Raw genomic sequence first — 15,983 nt, forward strand, 5'->3', positions numbered from 1 at the left:
CGGAGCTCAGCGGTCTTGGGATCGCCGCCGTCGGAGTGCCCTCGTTAGCCTGACGAAGGGGGCCCTGGCACGCGACCGGAGAACGCCGGCCAGCAGGACGAAGACGCTCGGGGGACGAGCACTCACCTCGGGCTCGGCGCCTGCGGCCGCCTGGTCGATGGCGCGGGCGAAGTCCTCGAACATCCGCTTGCTCACGTCTCCGGCGAGCGAGCGGCCGAACCCCGCGATCCGGCCGGTGAGGAACACGCTGGCCTCCGCGTGCAGCGACGTGCCCGACCCTGATGGCGTGGCGGCCATGATGATGCCGGCTTGCGCACTGCCGCCGCCCGTGTCCTTGCCCTGGGCGTTGAGGACGATGCGGTCCGCCCGCTGCTCGAGGACCTGCGCCAGACCCTGGAAGGAGAGTCGCACCGGCCCGAGCGCGATCCTGGCCCGTCCGCGGTACCGGTCGTCGCCCAGCTCCTCCGTCAGCTCGGCGCCCGGGAGACATCGGGCCAGCAGCCGCACGTCGCCCAGGACGCGGGCCACGTCGGCTGGACTCGAGGTCAGCTCGCTCGTGAGGTCGATGGCGATGGTGGGCTCGCCCGAGGGCAGCTCGATGCGCTGCGGCGCAGACGTGTCGTCGGGCGCGAGCGGCTCTTCGGCCGTCACGCCAGTGGCGCCCGAGCCGCCCGCGGGAGTGCGGCCCACGAGGGTGCGTGCGGCGCAGTTGCCGGGGCCGGGTATCCCGTCGCGGTGGGCTTCGGCGACCTCATCGACCGCATCGATGATGTTGCGGTAACCGGTGCAGCGGCACAGCACCCCGGACAGCTCGGCGGGCAGGTCCTCCCTCGTGACATCTGGTTCATGGGAGAGGAGGTCGTAGGAGCTCATGAGGAAGCCTGGTGTGCAGAAGCCGCACTGCAGGGCGTGATGGCGCCCGAACGACTCCTGCAGGGGATGGAGATCATCGACGCGTCCCAGACCTTCGACCGTGGTCACCTGCGCGCCGTCGAGCTGGACCGCGAAGAGCAGGCAGGCTCGGGCCGCCTGCCCGTCGACGAGGACCGTGCACATGCCACAGATCCCGTGCTCGCACCCGACGTGCGTCCCGGTGAGACCCAGATGGTCACGAAGAGCGTCGGACAGGGTGACGCGGGCCGGCAACCTCATGGAGGTCGGCGTGCCGTTGACCGTCAGGTTCACCTCGATCTCGCTGCCAGCCTCGGTCAGGGGCTGTGCGCTGGGGGAGCTCATGCGGATGACACCTCGTGACGGGGGTTGACGGACTTCAGGTACGCGCGGCTGATCTCGCGCGACAGCAGCCCTGCGGTGAGCTGCCGGCGGTAGGCCTGGCTTGCATGGGCGTCGCCCACGGTGTCGACCACCCGGGCCGCCACCTCCTCGGCCGACTCAGCCAGTGCGCGGCGCAGGTCCGACTCACTGGGCGTGCGACCGACCTGCTGGAGGGCGGACTCGAGCTCCGCAGAGACGTCCGCCTTCGCCGGACGGTCGGAGACGCCGAAGCAGGTGATGGAGGCCTCGACGTGCTCGGCGACGGCCTTGACCCGGGCCGCCACCCCCGCCAACGCGAAGTCGCCATGGCGGCGGGCGACCTCTCCGAAGCCGAACCCCTCCCCCGCCTCGGCCACGGGGAACCGCACAGCCGTGAGCAGCTCGTCCGGCTCCATCACCGTCGTCATCGCGCCGGCGAAGAACTCGGAGGCTCCCACGTCACGACTGCCGCGTGAGCTGCGCAGCGTCATGGTGGCGTCCAGGCAGGTGGCCACGGCAGGCAGCTCGGCCGACGGGTCAGAGTGGGCCAGGCTGCCGCATACCGTCCCTCGGCTGCGAATCTCCCGGTGACCGACCCACGGGAGGGCCAGCCGCAGGAGGGGCACCGACTGCGCGGCCGGGTCGTGCTGCACCTGGCGCTGACGCACCATGGCCCCGACTCGCAGGTGGCCTCCGTCCAGATCGAGCTCCTTCAGCTCGGGCACCGCGCCCAGGTCGACCAGGGTCGACGGCCGGCCCAGACGCATCGCCAGCACCGGCACGAGGGACTGACCGCCGGCCAGCACCTTGGCGCCCTCGTGCTCCAGCTCGGCGAGGGTGTCCTCGACCGTGGCCGGGCGCACGTAGGCGAATGAGGCCGGCTTCATCGCTGGGTCACCTCCCCTGGAAGACGGGGGGACGCTTCTCCCCGAACGCGGCGACGCCCTCGGCGAAGTCCTTGGTGGACCGCAGCATCGCGTAGGCCTTCCGTTCGAGCTCGATCCCGGTGTAGAGCGGGCCGTCGACGCCTCGGTCGAGGACCTCCTTGGCCGTCCGCAGCGCGACGGGCGAGTAGCCGAGGAGCATCGTGACGACCTCGTCGACGCGCTTCTCCAGCTCGTCGGCGTCGGCGCAGTTGTGCGAGGTCAGGCCCCAGTCCAGCGCCTGCTGCCCGGTGATCCGCTCGCCCGTCAGGATGTGGTACTTCGCCCTGGACAGGCCGATGAGACGGGCCAGGCGCTGGGTTCCGCCGCTGCCCGGCATCATCCCGAGCCTCATCTCGGGCAGGGCGAAGCGGGATCGGTCGGTCGCGATCCGGATGTCGGCCGCCAGGGCGAGCTCGAGGCCGACTCCGAAGCAGTAGCCGTCGATCGCCACGATGACCGGCTTGGGACTCCTCGCTGCCGCCGTGACGTCCTGGCCGAGGTCGGTCAGGTCGATGGGGTCGACCTCCATGAACCCGGCGATGTCACCCCCGGACGTGAAGTGCTCGCCCTCGCCGCGGATGACGACGACCTGGACCGTGGGGTCCGCGTCGATCTCGGTGAAGCGGTCCTGCATGAGGCGCCGGGTCTCCATCGTGATGACGTTGTACCGACCGTGGTCGATGGTGAGGTTGGCAACCCGTCCGTCGTGGGTGCGGTCGAGCCGGATCTGGCCTCCGGTCAGTGGCATGTCACTTTCCTTCTCTCGTGTTGAGCAGCTGGTGCAGGACGTTTCCGTGAAGAGGCAGTGAGGTGATCTCGATGCCCTCCGGTTCGAGCGCGTCGGCCACGGCGTTGGCGATGGCCACCGGGAGGCTCATGGAGCTCCCTTCGCCGCAGCCCTTGGCGCCCAGTCGGGTCAGTGGCGACGGCGTCTCGAGGTGGTCGCTGACCACGGGGAAGCAGGACTCCGCCGAGGTAGGGCACAGGTAGTCCATGAACGTTCCGGCCGTCGGTTGGCCCGAGTCGGAGTAGGTCATCTCCTCGAACATCGCGCCGCCCATAGCCTGGACGATGGCGCCGTGGATCTGGCCGTCCACGAGCGTCTGGTTGAGGATCGTCCCCGCGTCGTGCACCGTCGAGAGCTTCTCGATGGTCACCGACAGGGTCTCCTTGTCGATGCGGACAGCCACCACGTCGGCGACGAAGCCGTAGCAGAGACTGGAGTTGACCTGGTCGGTGCGGGACGGCGCCTTGGACTGCGGTGGGGTGAAGGCCGCCTCCTCGTAGAGCCGAGCCGAGACCCCGTCGGGCAGCGAGCCGGGGTCCCAGTGGACCAGTCCGGCAGCGTGCCGGAAGGCGACGGCACGGTCGGGCTCGTCGACGACGCGAACCTTGCCGTCCGCCAGCTCGAGCGACTCGGGGTCGACCTCGAGGAGCACCGAACCGGCGATCTTGATCGTCTCGGCGATCCGGTCGCAGGCCTCGAGCAGCGCGCTGGTGAGCAGCGGCGCGAAACGGGAGGAGTAGCTCCCGGAGCTGATCGTCCAGGGCGTCGTCGCAGTGTCCATCTCCACCCGGGGGCGCACCTGTTCGACGGGCAGTCCGAGGTGTCGCGCCACGATGTCTCGGGCGACCGTTGCGTGCCCCTGACCTTGCGGCACGGTGCCGAGGAGGACCGAGACCACCCCCTGCAGGTCCACACTGACGCGGACGTGCTCCGTCGAACCGGACTTGCCGCGCTTGGCGGTCCGGTCCTGGACCGGCGTGGCCAGACCGACGTAGCCGATGTTGGTCGCCGAGGGGTCCACGATGGTGGCTACGCCGATCCCCATCCACTCCCCTCGTTCGCGCGCCAACCGCTGTTCCGCACGGAGGGCCTCGTAGTCGGCATTCTTGAGGGCGAGCTGCAGGGCAGCGTGGTAGTCGCCGGAGTCGTAGATGCCGCCGCTCGGGGTGGCATAGGGGAAGGAGTCCGCGGGAACCATGTTTCGACTGCGGAGCTCAGCCGGGTCGATGCCGCAGGTTGACGCGACCTTGTCCATGAGCCGCTCGAGCCCGAAGTAGAGCTGCTGCCCGCCGAAGCCACGGTTGAGCCCGGTCGGCGCCTTGTTGGTCACGACGCCGCGAGCGCGGATCGTGACGTTGTCGATCGTGTAGGCGCCGGTGATGTTGCCGAAGCAGCGGTAGAGCGTGCTGGGCTCGGGTGGGCGCAGGTACGCTCCCACGTTGTCGATGAGGTCGACGCGCAGGGCGCTGACCAGCCCCTCGTCGTCGACAGCGGCCTCGAGGGTCATGAGGCGGTCGGAGCCGGATGAGCTGGCCAGCAGGTGCTCCAACCGGTCCTCCGTCCACCTCACCGGCCGACCCGCATACTTGCTCGCCACGGCCATGAGCGCGATGTAGGGGTAGATGGCCGACTTGATGCCGAAGCTGCCACCGATGTCACCCGGGACGATGAGGCGCAGTGAGGACGTCGGGATGCCCAGCGCCCCGGCCAGGACGGGAGCCATGGAGAAGGGCCCGTGGAAGTTGGCGTGGGCGACGACCTCCGGCCCTTCGCTCCCATCGCGCCAGTCGGCCACCACCGAGTAGCACTCCATAGGAGTCGAGGAGTAGCGCGGGAAGGAGTAGCTGCTGGTCACGACGTGGCTGGCCGTTGCGAAGGCTCCTTCGACGTCTCCGAAGTCGAAGGTCCGATCGGTCGCCACGTTGCTGTCGGCCTGGTCGTGGAGTCGAGGAGCGGTGGGCTCCATTGCCGCATCCGTGCGGACGACGGCCGGGAGCGGCTCGTAGTCGATGTCGACGAGCTCGGCCGCATCCTCGGCGGTGTAGCGGTCCGAAGCGACGACCACGGCGACCGGCTCGCCGACGAACCGCACCTTGTCTGTTCCGGTCGCGTAGTACGGAGTGGGTGCGGACACGGAGAGGGGAAACGGCTTGAGGGTTGCGAGAACCTCGTCCGGGCCGATCACCGCCGCCACCCCGGGGTGGCGTCGGGCACGTTCCAGACTCACACTGCGGATGCGGGCATGCGCGTGTGGGCTACGCACCACCGTGGCCACGAGCGTGCCGGGCAACGGGTCCAGGTCGTCGAGGAAGCGTCCCTGCCCAGTCAGCAGGGCGGCGTCCTCGATGCGGGCCGATGTCGTCATGTGGGGGTTCCCTCGCTCGAGTCGGCTAGTTGGGTGAAGTCGCCATCGACGAGTCGACGGCGCAGGATCTTTCCGACGGCCGACTTGGGGATCCGGTCGACGACGACGAAACGCTTGGGCCGCTTCATCGACGGCAGCCCGGACTCGAAGCGGGCGAACCTCTCGGCCTTGGCGAGGGTCTCGCTCGGCGAGTCGTCTCTCGCCCCCACGACGAACGCGGTGACCGCCGAGCCCCATTTGGGGTCGGGAGTCCCGACGACGACGACCTCTCGCAGGTCAGGGCACGACGCTAGGACGTGCTCGATCTCCTCGGGGTAGATGTTCTCCCCGCCGGAGTTGATCATGTCGTCGACCCGCCCCGACACCCAGATGTCTCCATCGTCGTCTGTCGTGGCCAGGTCACCGGTGAAGTACCACCCGTCCCGGATCGACTTGCGGTCGGCGTCCGGTCGGCGCCAGTAGCCACTGAACGCCTCGGGACTGCGCAGGGACACGGCGACCTGGCCCTGTTCACCGGGTGCGACGACGTCTGCCGGGGACGCGCCGGGGTCTGGGTCCACCAGGCGCACGTTGGAGAAGATGCCGGCACGACCGGCACAGCCCGGCTTGGTGGCTGCGTCGGGACCGATGGTGAAGGTGTAGATCTCCGTGCTGCCGAAGTGGTTCACGAAACGCTCGGGACTCAGCGTGTCGCCGAGCTGCTGGGCCAGCGTGGGCGTCATGGACGCTCCTGCGTAGGCGATTCGGCGCACCGATGTCGCGTCCTCGAGCCGGCCGGTCTCCGCGAGGGACCAGTAGATGGTGGGAACGAGGTAGAGCGCGCCCACGCTCTCCGACGTGATGAGGTGCAGCGCCGCCTGCGTCTCGAACTTGGCCAGGGGGACCCAGGTTCCAGCGGCAAGGACGCTGGCCAGCAGGGTCCGCAGGCCCATCGTATGGAACATCGGCATCACGCCGAGGGTCACCTCACCCGGCCGGTGCCCCGTCTGGATGAGGTGGGCCAGCGCCGCATAGTGCTCCGCGCGGTGGGTGCGGGGCACGCCCTTCGGGCGGCCGGTCGTGCCCGAGGTGTAGAGCATGACGCTGATGTCGTCCTCGGTGGGGGTGGACGGCACCGGCGTCGAGGGAGAGCGCCGGGCAGCGGCATCGATGGACGGCATACCGGGTGGCGAGTTCTCGGGCCGACCGGCCCACACGACCACCGGGGGCGGGCCGTCGAGGCTGTCGATTGCCTGGCTCACGACGGTGAGGGTCGACTCGTCCACGGCGACCAGCGACGGTTCGCTGTCGGCGAGGCAGTAGGCGACCTCCTCCGAGCTGAACCGGGTCGAGAGCGGGAGGGAGACGACACGCGCCTTCTGGGCGGCGAGGTGAAGCGTCGCGAGGGGCTCTCCTCCCGCCAGCAGGAGGGCAGCTCGGCTCCCCTCGGCGGCGCCGAGCTCGTGAAGAGCATGCGCGACGCGCTCCGTGCGGGCGTCCCACTCGCTGTAGGTCAGCGGAGCGGCTCCCCCTACGGCACGACGATGTGGGTAGCGGGCTGCGGTCCAGCGCAGAGCCCTTGCAACGTCCACTCTCCGCTCCTAACCATACGTTTTGAATGATCCAATCCAGACCATCATGAGGCTACGATATGCTTCGTACCATGTCAACGCCGCGGCTCACCACCACCTCCTACGTCGTGCTCGGCATGCTCGCGATGCGAGGCCCCTCGACGAGCTACCAGCTCAAGCGGGCCGTAGGCCGGTCGGTGGGGTACTTCTGGCCCTTCCCGCACGCGCAGCTGTACTCGGAGCCGAAGCGCCTGGTCGAGCTGGGGCTGCTCGATGTGCAGACGGAGGACGAGGGGCGTCGGCGGCAGACCTTCAGCGTGACGGATGCCGGCCTGACTGCCTTGACCCAATGGCTGCGCGAGCCCACCGAGGAGCCCCTCCAGGTCCGCGATGTCGGCGAGCTGAAGCTGTTCTTCGCCGAGCTCACGGACCCGGCGGACGTCCTGGCTCTCGCGGCGCGACAGGTCGCCCAGCACGAGGAGCGGATCGCGACGTACGAGGACATGCAGGCCCGCTTCGGCGACCGGGGGGAGCTGGCCCACCGGATGGTCCCGCTCCGGCTGGGGCTCGCCATGGAGTATGCCGCCCTGCAGTTCTGGCAGGACCTGCAGAAGGAGCGCAGCTGAGCGGTCGGGCTCAGGCGGCGGCTGCTGCCAGGGCCTGGTCCCAACCGACCCGGGCCGCGATCATCGTGCGGAAGGGGAGCAGCCGGCGTGAGGCGTTGATGCCGGCCACACCGCCGAGCCGCGCACCGAATCGGTACAGGGCGAGCGTGGAGCCGTTGTCGGGCTCATGATGGACGACGGTGACCTCCTCCGCACCAACCGTTCGACCGGCCACCTGGATACGGCGCCCGTACTGGTCCGACCACACGTAGGGCACCGGGGCGTAGGGCGCCGGTTCCGGCCCCAGACCGTGGTCCGCGAGGAGTGTTGCGATCGCGGCCGCAGCCTGCTCACGCGCATTCGTCCAGTGCTCGATGCGGACGACCTCGTCGAAGAGCGGGTTGCGCCACCGCGCCACATCGCCCGCGGCATACACACCCGGTCGGCTCGCCCGACAGAACGGGTCGCAGACCACTCCGTCCGCGATCGTCAGTCCGGAGCTCTCGAGCCATGCCGTTGCCGGCTCTGAGCCGATCCCCACCACGGCAAGGTCTGCAGGGATGACCGACCCGTCGCTCAGCGCCACCCGCTCCAGACGCCCGTCGCCCTCGAAGCCGCTCACCCCCACGCCGCAGCGCAGGTGCACCCCCTGGGCGACATGCAGGTCGGCGCACATCTGTCCCAGCCGCGATCCAAGACCTCGGGACAGGGGCACCGGGAGCGCTTCGACCATCGTGACGGGCAGGGACCGGCGACGCGCCTCCGCCGCCACCTCGGCACCGATGAATCCCCCACCCACGACGACGACCCGGGGTTCCGCGTCGAGCGCGGTCCTCAGCGCGACGGCATCATCGAGTGTGCGAAGGGTGTGGATCCCGGAGAGTCGCAGAGGGTTCGGCACCTGCCGAGGCGTAGTGCCGGTCGCGATGACGACGGCGTCGTAATCCTCGACGCTCCCGTCGGCGAGCCGGACCTGCCGGCGCTCGGGGTCGAGCGCGACGGCGGCAAGGCCGAGCCGCCAGTCGAGACCCAGCCCGTCGATGGCGTCACCGGGTCGTAGCCGCGTCCGGCCGGGGTCCCAGCTGCCGCTGAGGAGCTGTTTGGACAGTGGTGGCCGGTCGTAGGGCGCATGGCGCTCTTCCCCGACCATGGTGATGTGCCCCGCGTAGGCCGCCGCCCGGAGGGACTCAGCCGCCTGGAGCCCGGCCAGTGAGCTGCCGACGATCACGACCCGGCTCAGGGGTCGGCTCACGAGGTGATCTCGATCGCCTCGACCGGGCAGGCCGCGGCGCCTGCCGCGGCCTGCTCGTGGAGATCCGGCCCCGGATCCTCCACGAGCAGGCGCGCGACGTTGTCGTCGCCGAGGTCGAACACCTCCGGCCCAGCGAGCACGCAGTCTCCGTAGCCGCAGCACTTGTCGGAATCGATGGTGATCCGCATCATCTCGCCGCCTTCACCAGGTCACCGGCATGACTCGGACCCCGAGGTGTCGGCCGCCACCCTCGAGAGGCGAGGTTCGCTGGGCGGGCCCAGACAGACGGAACCCCGGCAAGCGCTTCAGCATGGAGGTCACCGCGACCCGCATCTCCGTCTTTGCCAACGGCATGCCCGGGCACGAGTGGATGCCGGCGCCGAAGGCGAGGTGCCGGTTGGGTGTGCGATCGAGAACGATGCGGTCCGGCTCCGGGAAGACGTCGCCGTCGCGATTCGCCGAGCCGAAGAGCAGCATCACCCGCTCCCCCGCACGGACCGTCTGATCCCCGACGCTCACATCCTCGGTGGCCAGCCGCGGAAACCACTGCAGTGGGGCGTGGAAGCGCAGGATCTCGTCAATGGCCGTGGGAATGCGCCGCTCGTCCTCGAGGAGGTGCTCGTGGATCTCAGGGTGCTCGGCCAGGTAGAGCAGCATGTTGCCGAGGCCGAGTGCGGTGGAGTCGTGACCGGCATAAGTGAGGATGAACATCATGTTGGCCAGCTCCTCGTCGGGCACCTTCAGCTCGGAGTTGATCGCGAGGAGTTGTGAGATGAAGTCGTCGCCCGGGTTCTTGCGGCGCTCTCGGAAGACACTCATCCAGTAGTCCGCCACGCGCGTGATCACGCGCTGGCCCTCGGGGTCCGAGGCGTGCTCGAGGAACTGCAGCGAATACTCCCGAATGTCGTTTGCCTGCTCGGGGTGAAGTCCGTAGAGCTGGGTGATGACGTCGAGCGGCAGGGGTAGCGCCATCTGCTCGACGAGCTCGGCACGACCCTCGTCGATGAAGGCATCGATCAGCCGGTCGACGGTGGCTTGGATGGCCGGTTCCATCGCCTTCGCGGCGGCCGCGCTCGTTAGCGGCGCAATGAGCTTGCGGAAGGCTGCGTGCTCCGGCGGGTCGACGTCGATCGGCGGGAACCGGTGCTCGGACACCGCGGGGACGTAGACGCCGCCCGTCGACGAGAAGCGCTTCGGATCGGACGCGACGGCCTTGATGTGCTCGTAGCGCGCCAGCGACCAGTAACCCCCGTACTTCTCACCATGCGCCACCGGACACGTCGAGCGCAGTTCCTCGTAGAGCTCGTATGCGCGTTCCGGAGTCAAATCGGGCGAGTGCGGGTCGAAGACGAGCGTGTCCTCGACGGCGGTCGCGTCTCTCGGGCATTGTCCCTCGGTCATGATTGAACCTCCTGGAGAAGTGCCGCAGACCCCACGGCGGGGACGCCTCGTTCCGTGGTGGCGTTCAGGTCGCGGTCGCGCCGGTCGCTACCCCATCTGCGCGCAGATTCCTGGCTGAGCCCGAGCAGGTCCAGCGCCCGGTGCACGGTGTCGTCGACGATCTCCTGCACCGAACCGGGACGCGTGTAGAAGGCGGGGACTGGGGGCATGATGACGGCGCCCGCCTCGGTCGCTTGGGTCATCAGCCGCAGGTGCCCGGCATGCAGGGGCGTCTCCCGCAGCAGGAGCACAAGCCGGCGTCGCTCCTTGAGAGTCACGTCTGCGGCTCGTACGACGAGGTTCTCGTCGTAGCTGTTCGCGATGCCGGACAGGGTCCGAACGCTGCAGGGCGCGACCAGCATCCCGGCCACCGGGAAGGAGCCACTTGAGATCGATGCCCCCAGGTCGTGCGGCGAGTGGACCACGGACGCCAGATCCTTGACCTGGGACGCGGACCTCGAGCTTTCCTGGGCAAGCGTGGCGACTCCCGACCTGGTGATCACCAAGTGGGTCTCGACGCCTGCTGCGCCGAGTAGCTCGAGGGCTCGGATCCCGTAGATGACACCCGATGCGCCCGTGAGGGCGACGATGACGCGGGTCGGTTCGTTGTTCCTGGCTGCGGGCTCATGCATGCGCTGGCTCCAAATGGTCCATCAGCTCGGACAACCGGGCTGAACCGGTGGTCGTGGATCTCATACGGGCGTGGTTCTGCCGCTTCTCGGCCGGGACCGTCGCGTCGACGACGAGCTTGGCCGTGGGGCCCCCTTCCGCCGAGGGATCGAGACCGCCGCTGCGGGTGTGGGGGATCACGAGCAGGTCGCGGTCTGCCTGGAACCGGGTGGCCACCGCCCAGCCCACCATCTCGTCGTCGAAGACATCGATGTCCTCGTCGACAACGACGACGAGCTTGACTGGAGCCAACGCGGCGAAGACCGCCATCGCGGCATGGTTCGCGCTGCCAGGCGCCGGGTCGCGCAGCGCAACCACTGCATGCAGGCGGCACGACCCGGCCTCAGTGAGTCGCGCGGCATACGGCTTGGTCCCGGCGGCCTCGAGCGCCCGCAGCAGCCGAGCCTCGCGGGGCAGTCCTCCTACCCAGAAGTGCTCGCGCCCTCCCGACAGGATCGTTTGCAGCATGGCGTCGGATCGGCGCCATCGGCCAGTGAGTCGGATGACCGGGGCCGGCCCGCCCGGGCCGTAGGTGCGGGGGTACTCCCCGAACGGTCCTTCTGGCGCCCGCTCCCCCGCCGTGATCGTCCCGACCAGCACGACCTCGGCTCGAGCCGGCACGGGAGTGTCGTGTCCCGGCAGCCGGACCACCTCCAGCGGCCGGGGGTGCAGGGCGCTCGCGACTTCGAGGTCATCGATGTCGCGGTCGGCAGGCGACTGCGAGGCAAGTACGAGTGCCGGGTCGACTCCCAGGCAGAGCGCGATCGACAGGTCCTCTCCCCGCCGCTCGGAGGCCTCGAAGATGGACCGGAGCCGGCCGGGGAGGAGCAGTGCCCGCAGCTCCCGGGGGCCGGTCACTTGGAGCCGGTTGATGGAGAGGTTGGTCAGCCCGCTGCGCGCATCCCTCACGGTCAGCAGGGCGGACGTCAGGTAGCGACCGGCGTCGTGCTCGTGCTGCACCGGCAGGGGCAGGTCGTGCAGAAGGTCGGGGCCGGTCTCGTGGACGGCGGCCACCGGTGCGTCAGCGAGCCCGACCTCCTCGCAGCTCACCGGGGACGAGATCGCAGCCCCGAGTCGTCGAACGACGTCCTGCGGGGGGCAGCCGAGGAGCACGGAGAAGTCCTCCCGCGTCGCCACGGTGTTTCCGACCAGGGGGAAGCTGGCTCCGCGTACCGACTCGAAGATCACCGCGCTGCGACCGTCCAGTTCTTCGAGGACGGCGGCGACCTCTTGGTCGGGGTCGACCTCAGCAGGGAGCCGGCACAGCTCACCCCGCTGCTGCAGCAGGCCAAGCCACCCCCTGAGGTCAGGCCGGGCTGGCCACACGCCCGGTGCGCTTACGTTCGCTTCCTGCTGTGCCGTCACGGCGCCTCTCCTTGCGTGCGTCATCTGCGGACCGGGCTGACCGCCTATACCGACAGGTGGATGTGCTTCAGCTCGGAGAACTGGGCCAGCCCGTCGACCCCGCGCGTACGGCCCAAGCCCGACATCCGAACGCCCCCGGAGGGCATCTCGGCGTAGGACCGGTTGTAGCCGTTGACCCAGACCGTGCCGGCCTGCAGCCGGCGTGCTGTGGAGATGGCGCGGGACAGGTCTCGTGACCAGACCGAGGCGGCGAGACCGAAGGGGGTTGCGTTGGAAAGCGCGAGGGCGTCCTCGTCGTTGCCGTAGGACTCGAGCGTCAGCAAGGGGCCGAAGATGTCGTCTTGGACGAGCGGGGAGCTCGGGTCGACGTCGGCGACAAGGGCGGGCACCAAGAAGTGGCCCGGTAACCCATCCGGGTGCACCTGTTCCCCACCCACGACGAGCCGGGCGTCGCGACGGGCCAGATCCACATAACCGGAGACCTTCTCCATGGCGGCTTCGGACACGAGGGGCCCCAGCAGACTGTCGGGTCGGCGAGGGTCGCTCGGCGTGAGGTGCGAGAAGGCGTCGTGGAGGATCTTCTCAGCGGCGGCGAGCTGGTCCTGGTGCACGAGCACCCGGGTGCAGGCCATGCACATCTGTCCGCTCGTCACGATTGCAGCCCGGGCCGCCTGCGTGAGCGCGGCCTCGAGGTCGCCGTCGGGCAGGACGAGCATGGAGGCCTTGCCTCCGAGCTCGAGCAGCGGCCGGGTCATGGTCTCCGCCGCGTCGCGCATCACGGCCTGGCCGGCCGTCGTCGATCCGGTGATGGCGACCGCGGCCGTGGCCGGGTGGCGGACGAGCGCCGAGCCGACGTCGGCTCCGCCGGGCAGGACCTGGAGAACTTCGTTGGGGACGCCAGCCCGGTGTCCGAGTGCGACGATCCGGCTGGTGATGTGGGTCGTCTGCGGCGCGGGCTTCACCAGGGCGGTGACCCCCACGGCGAATGCCGGTGCAAGGTCGCGCAGCAGGAGGAGGACTGGCCAGTTCCATGGGGTGATGAAGACTGTGGGGCCGACGGGCTGACGCACGAGGTGGGCCTCGGTCCCGTCCCACAGCGAACCCGCGCTGCCGAGTGGCAGTCTGGCCAGACCTGCGTTGAACCTCAGAGAGTCGATGCTTCCGAGGATCTCGGCGTCGGCCTCGGAGCGGGTCTTGCCGGTCTCGCGCACGAGGTCGGTAGCAAGGCTTTCAGACTCCGTCCGGAGCAGATCCGCCCACGCGTGGAGCACCTCGGCTCGCCGCCTGTGGTCCGTCGGCCAGGAACTGGCCATCGCCGCAGCGCTGCTTGTGGCGGCGGAGTCGACGTCGTCGAGGGAGGCCGTCGCCACTGGGGGCAGTTCCTCGAGGGTCACAGGGTCGAGCGGCTGCAGGTCGGTCAGGCTCATACGAACACCCCGCCTCCGTCGACGATCAGCGTCTGGCCGGTCACAAAACCCGACGACGGGCCTGCCAGCCAGGTGACCGCTCCTACGAGGTCTTCCGGCACCATGGGGCGCGGGATCGCGCGCGCCCCAGCAGCGGCCTTGAGGTAGTCACCCGTGTTGAGGTCGCGCGTCGCAGCGTCGTCGACGAGGCCCGGTGACACCGAGTTCACCGTCGTTCCGTTGACGCCGAGCTCCCGCGCCGCGGCTCGGGTCAGCCCCTCGACCGCGGCCTTGGAGGCCACGTAGTGGGCGAAGCCCGGTGCTCCGTTGCGCGCCACCACGGAGGCGATGTTGACGATTCGCCCCTGCCCGGTCGCCGCGAGCTCCGGCGCCGCCGCCTTGATGACCTGCCACATCCCAATGACGTTGACGCGCAGAACAAGATCCCAGTCGGGGGTGGTCAGCTCGGTGAGCGAGCGCTTCCCGCCGAGGGTGCGGTAGATCGCGGCGTTGTTGACCACGCTGTGCAGCGCTCCGAATGTCTTGACGGCGCTCTGCACGGCAGCCTCAACGGACGCCTCGTCGGTGATGTCGCAGGGCTTGAAGATGGCGCGGCCCGGGCCGTCGTCGCTGGCCTGCGCGGTGATCCGCTCGCCGGCGTCCGTGAGGTGGGGAAGGTCGGCGGCGACGACCTTGGCACCTGCGGCTGTGAAGGCCTTCACGTACGCGGTGCCGATGTCGCCGGCCACGCCGGTGACGAGCACAACCCGGTCGCTCAGGTCGAGGCCTGCGGCGGCGGTCATCGCTCGCCCCGCTTGGCCGTTGAGACGCCAGCGGCGGGCGGCCCGTTGTGGCGGCGTTCAGCGCCCGAGGTGTCTGCGCCGCTGGCTCCGAGCTCGGATACCACCGTTTTCCGGTCGATGTTGCCGCGGGTCTCGGGGCTGACCCCGACTGCGATGAGGAAGACGATGATCGAGCCGATGATGAACAGGACGAGCCGGCTGGGCACATCCATGAGCGTCGGGCTGAAGAGGTTGACGAAGGTCGGCAGGAGTCCGCCGAGCATGAAGCCGGTATTCCAGGAGACCGCCGTCCCGCGAGACCGCAGGACTGTGGGGTAGCGCTCGTTGAGGAAGATCATCACCGGCGCGTAAGCGGCGTTCGCGAAGAAGGCCAGCAGGCAGGAGTAGAGCAGGATCGGCCCGGTGTCAGAAGGGCTGGACTTGCCGAGGATCCAAGTGAGCACCGGCAGCAGGACGAGGTTGGCCCCCCCGATCCACAACATCGTCTTGCGTCGGCCAATGCGTTCGCTGAGCTCTCCGGCCCCCGTGGCGGAGATGACGACCACGAGGCTGGCTATCAGAAGAACCTCACCGCGGCTCCCGGTCGGCATTTTGACGACCGAACCAAGAAGGGTGGGCAGGAAGCCGGACGTCAGGTAGTACTGGGCGCCGGCGCCGGCGGCCACGGCGATGTTGATCAGCAGGATCTTGCGGTACCTGCCGGCGACGAGGTCGCTGAACCGGACTCGCTTGGGGTCCACCACTGCCGGGTTCTGCTTGGCAGCCTCTTGCTGCTCCTCCCAGAGCGGCGACTCCTCGACCTTCATCAGCACGAAGAGACTGAGCACCGCACCCAAGAGGCCGGTGAAGAACATGACGCGCCAACCGGTGTCGTCAAAGGCCGGACCAGGGAAGAAGTGGTTGACGGCGATGAACGCCACGCTCGCTAGGGCGGCGCCCAGGCCTGCCCCGCCGCCGCCGATGAGTCCGCTCATGAGGCCGCGCCACCGGGGCGCCACGCTCTCAGTGCCCAACGTGTGAGTGGTCGCAGTGACCCCGCCGACGAAGAGGCCTTGAACCACGCGTAGGAGCAAGAAGATGACGGGAGATGCGACGCCGATGGCGGCATACGTGGGCACGAGCCCCATGGCCGCCGTCGCCAAGCCAACTCCGGCGAGCACCGTCACCATGATGGCTTTGCGTCCCTTGCGGTCGGCGAGCTCTCCGAAGAAAGCCGCCCCAGCTGGTCGCATGACGATGCTCACGGCAAACGACGCGAAGACGGCAGCGAGGCTGAGCGTCGGGCTGTGCGAGGGGAAGATCTGCTTGCCGACCGGACCTGCGACGTAGAGCAGAAGGAAAAGGTCGAAGAGGTCGAAGGACCACCCGGCCACTGAGGCGAAGGCGGCCGCGAGCGGTGCGCCGGAGGTCTCCGCCTGAGCTCGGCCCTTTCCTGTGTCGAGACTTCTAGACATGTCCATGCCCTTCCCCGCGCAGAGGCTCCGGAATGGATCATCCAAAACATACCGTCCGCATCGGATGACTGGAACCTACCCGGCGCTCTTCGGGGCAGTCAAGGGTT

At 69.2% G+C, this 15,983-nt stretch carries 14 protein-coding genes; 1 reads left to right on the plus strand and 13 read right to left on the minus strand.

What is annotated here, in order from left to right:
• Positions 1 to 6 precede the first annotated feature (6 nt).
• Genes U5C87_RS00705 through U5C87_RS00725 form a run of 5 tightly spaced genes read right to left on the minus strand, consistent with a single transcriptional unit; the run spans position 7 to position 6,903 of the window.
• On the minus strand, positions 7 to 1,236 hold the full coding sequence (locus U5C87_RS00705) for a 2Fe-2S iron-sulfur cluster-binding protein (protein WP_330474744.1): 1,230 nt from the start codon (positions 1,234 to 1,236) through the stop codon (positions 7 to 9).
• Positions 1,233 to 2,141: an FAD binding domain-containing protein gene (locus U5C87_RS00710; RefSeq protein WP_330474745.1), complete on the minus strand. Its 909-nt coding sequence runs from the start codon at positions 2,139 to 2,141 to the stop codon at positions 1,233 to 1,235. Before U5C87_RS00710 ends, U5C87_RS00705 begins: the two co-directional genes overlap by 4 nt.
• 7 nt (positions 2,142 to 2,148) lie before the next feature.
• Complete coding sequence (locus tag U5C87_RS00715; protein ID WP_330474746.1) at positions 2,149 to 2,928, minus strand: enoyl-CoA hydratase/isomerase family protein; 780 nt, start codon at positions 2,926 to 2,928, stop codon at positions 2,149 to 2,151.
• 1 nt (position 2,929) lies between these two features.
• A complete protein-coding gene (locus U5C87_RS00720) occupies positions 2,930 to 5,332 on the minus strand; it encodes a xanthine dehydrogenase family protein molybdopterin-binding subunit (protein WP_330474747.1) in 2,403 nt (800 codons plus the stop codon).
• On the minus strand, positions 5,329 to 6,903 hold the full coding sequence (locus U5C87_RS00725) for a class I adenylate-forming enzyme family protein (RefSeq protein WP_330474748.1): 1,575 nt from the start codon (positions 6,901 to 6,903) through the stop codon (positions 5,329 to 5,331). The genes U5C87_RS00720 and U5C87_RS00725 overlap by 4 nt, the downstream gene beginning before the upstream one ends.
• Positions 6,904 to 6,974: 71 nt before the next feature.
• Here U5C87_RS00725 and U5C87_RS00730 point away from each other — a divergent pair, with 71 nt between their 5' ends.
• A complete protein-coding gene (locus U5C87_RS00730) occupies positions 6,975 to 7,508 on the plus strand; it encodes a PadR family transcriptional regulator (RefSeq protein WP_330474749.1) in 534 nt (177 codons plus the stop codon).
• Between the two features lie 10 nt (positions 7,509 to 7,518).
• Here U5C87_RS00730 and U5C87_RS00735 read toward each other — a convergent pair whose 3' ends face one another.
• Genes U5C87_RS00735 through U5C87_RS00770 form a run of 8 tightly spaced genes read right to left on the minus strand, consistent with a single transcriptional unit; the run spans position 7,519 to position 15,882 of the window.
• The gene (locus U5C87_RS00735; RefSeq protein ID WP_330474750.1) at positions 7,519 to 8,739 is read right to left on the minus strand and encodes an NAD(P)/FAD-dependent oxidoreductase; all 1,221 of its coding nucleotides are present in this window, start codon (positions 8,737 to 8,739) and stop codon (positions 7,519 to 7,521) included.
• Complete coding sequence (locus U5C87_RS00740) at positions 8,736 to 8,930, minus strand: ferredoxin (RefSeq protein WP_330474751.1); 195 nt, start codon at positions 8,928 to 8,930, stop codon at positions 8,736 to 8,738. Before U5C87_RS00740 ends, U5C87_RS00735 begins: the two co-directional genes overlap by 4 nt.
• A gap of 10 nt (positions 8,931 to 8,940) precedes the next feature.
• Positions 8,941 to 10,140, minus strand: coding sequence for a cytochrome P450 (locus U5C87_RS00745; RefSeq protein ID WP_330474752.1), 1,200 nt, complete (start codon positions 10,138 to 10,140; stop codon positions 8,941 to 8,943).
• Positions 10,137 to 10,811 (minus strand): UbiX family flavin prenyltransferase, encoded by a 675-nt coding sequence (locus tag U5C87_RS00750; RefSeq protein ID WP_330474753.1) that lies wholly within the window; start codon positions 10,809 to 10,811, stop codon positions 10,137 to 10,139. The genes U5C87_RS00745 and U5C87_RS00750 overlap by 4 nt, the downstream gene beginning before the upstream one ends.
• Positions 10,804 to 12,237: a UbiD family decarboxylase gene (locus U5C87_RS00755; RefSeq protein ID WP_330474754.1), complete on the minus strand. Its 1,434-nt coding sequence runs from the start codon at positions 12,235 to 12,237 to the stop codon at positions 10,804 to 10,806. Before U5C87_RS00755 ends, U5C87_RS00750 begins: the two co-directional genes overlap by 8 nt.
• 20 nt (positions 12,238 to 12,257) lie before the next feature.
• Entirely contained in the window at positions 12,258 to 13,640 is a 1,383-nt protein-coding gene (locus tag U5C87_RS00760; protein ID WP_330474755.1) for an aldehyde dehydrogenase family protein, read from the minus strand.
• Complete coding sequence (locus U5C87_RS00765; RefSeq protein ID WP_330474756.1) at positions 13,637 to 14,383, minus strand: SDR family NAD(P)-dependent oxidoreductase; 747 nt, start codon at positions 14,381 to 14,383, stop codon at positions 13,637 to 13,639. The genes U5C87_RS00760 and U5C87_RS00765 overlap by 4 nt, the downstream gene beginning before the upstream one ends.
• A 35-nt stretch (positions 14,384 to 14,418) precedes the next feature.
• Positions 14,419 to 15,882, minus strand: coding sequence for an MFS transporter (locus U5C87_RS00770; RefSeq protein ID WP_330474757.1), 1,464 nt, complete (start codon positions 15,880 to 15,882; stop codon positions 14,419 to 14,421).
• Between the last annotated feature and the right edge of the window lie 101 nt (positions 15,883 to 15,983).

This window comes from Terrabacter sp. C0L_2 (genome assembly GCF_036352015.1).
GTDB classification, from domain to species: Bacteria; Actinomycetota; Actinomycetes; order Actinomycetales; family Dermatophilaceae; genus Terrabacter; species Terrabacter tumescens.

Bases quoted from the DNA above. Each gene is read 5' to 3' on its own strand.
- U5C87_RS00710 (WP_330474745.1), bottom strand. From the start codon at position 2,141: ATGAAGCCGGCCTCATTCGCCTACGTGCGCCCGGCCACGGTCGAGGAC.
- U5C87_RS00770 (WP_330474757.1), bottom strand. From the start codon at position 15,882: ATGGACATGTCTAGAAGTCTCGACACAGGAAAGGGCCGAGCTCAGGCG.
- U5C87_RS00755 (WP_330474754.1), bottom strand. From the start codon at position 12,237: ATGACGCACGCAAGGAGAGGCGCCGTGACGGCACAGCAGGAAGCGAAC.
- U5C87_RS00750 (WP_330474753.1), bottom strand. From the start codon at position 10,811: ATGCATGAGCCCGCAGCCAGGAACAACGAACCGACCCGCGTCATCGTC.
- U5C87_RS00720 (WP_330474747.1), bottom strand. From the start codon at position 5,332: ATGACGACATCGGCCCGCATCGAGGACGCCGCCCTGCTGACTGGGCAG.
- U5C87_RS00740 (WP_330474751.1), bottom strand. From the start codon at position 8,930: ATGATGCGGATCACCATCGATTCCGACAAGTGCTGCGGCTACGGAGAC.
- U5C87_RS00745 (WP_330474752.1), bottom strand. From the start codon at position 10,140: ATGACCGAGGGACAATGCCCGAGAGACGCGACCGCCGTCGAGGACACG.
- U5C87_RS00730 (WP_330474749.1), top strand. From the start codon at position 6,975: ATGTCAACGCCGCGGCTCACCACCACCTCCTACGTCGTGCTCGGCATG.
- U5C87_RS00760 (WP_330474755.1), bottom strand. From the start codon at position 13,640: ATGAGCCTGACCGACCTGCAGCCGCTCGACCCTGTGACCCTCGAGGAA.
- U5C87_RS00715 (WP_330474746.1), bottom strand. From the start codon at position 2,928: ATGCCACTGACCGGAGGCCAGATCCGGCTCGACCGCACCCACGACGGA.
- U5C87_RS00705 (WP_330474744.1), bottom strand. From the start codon at position 1,236: ATGAGCTCCCCCAGCGCACAGCCCCTGACCGAGGCTGGCAGCGAGATC.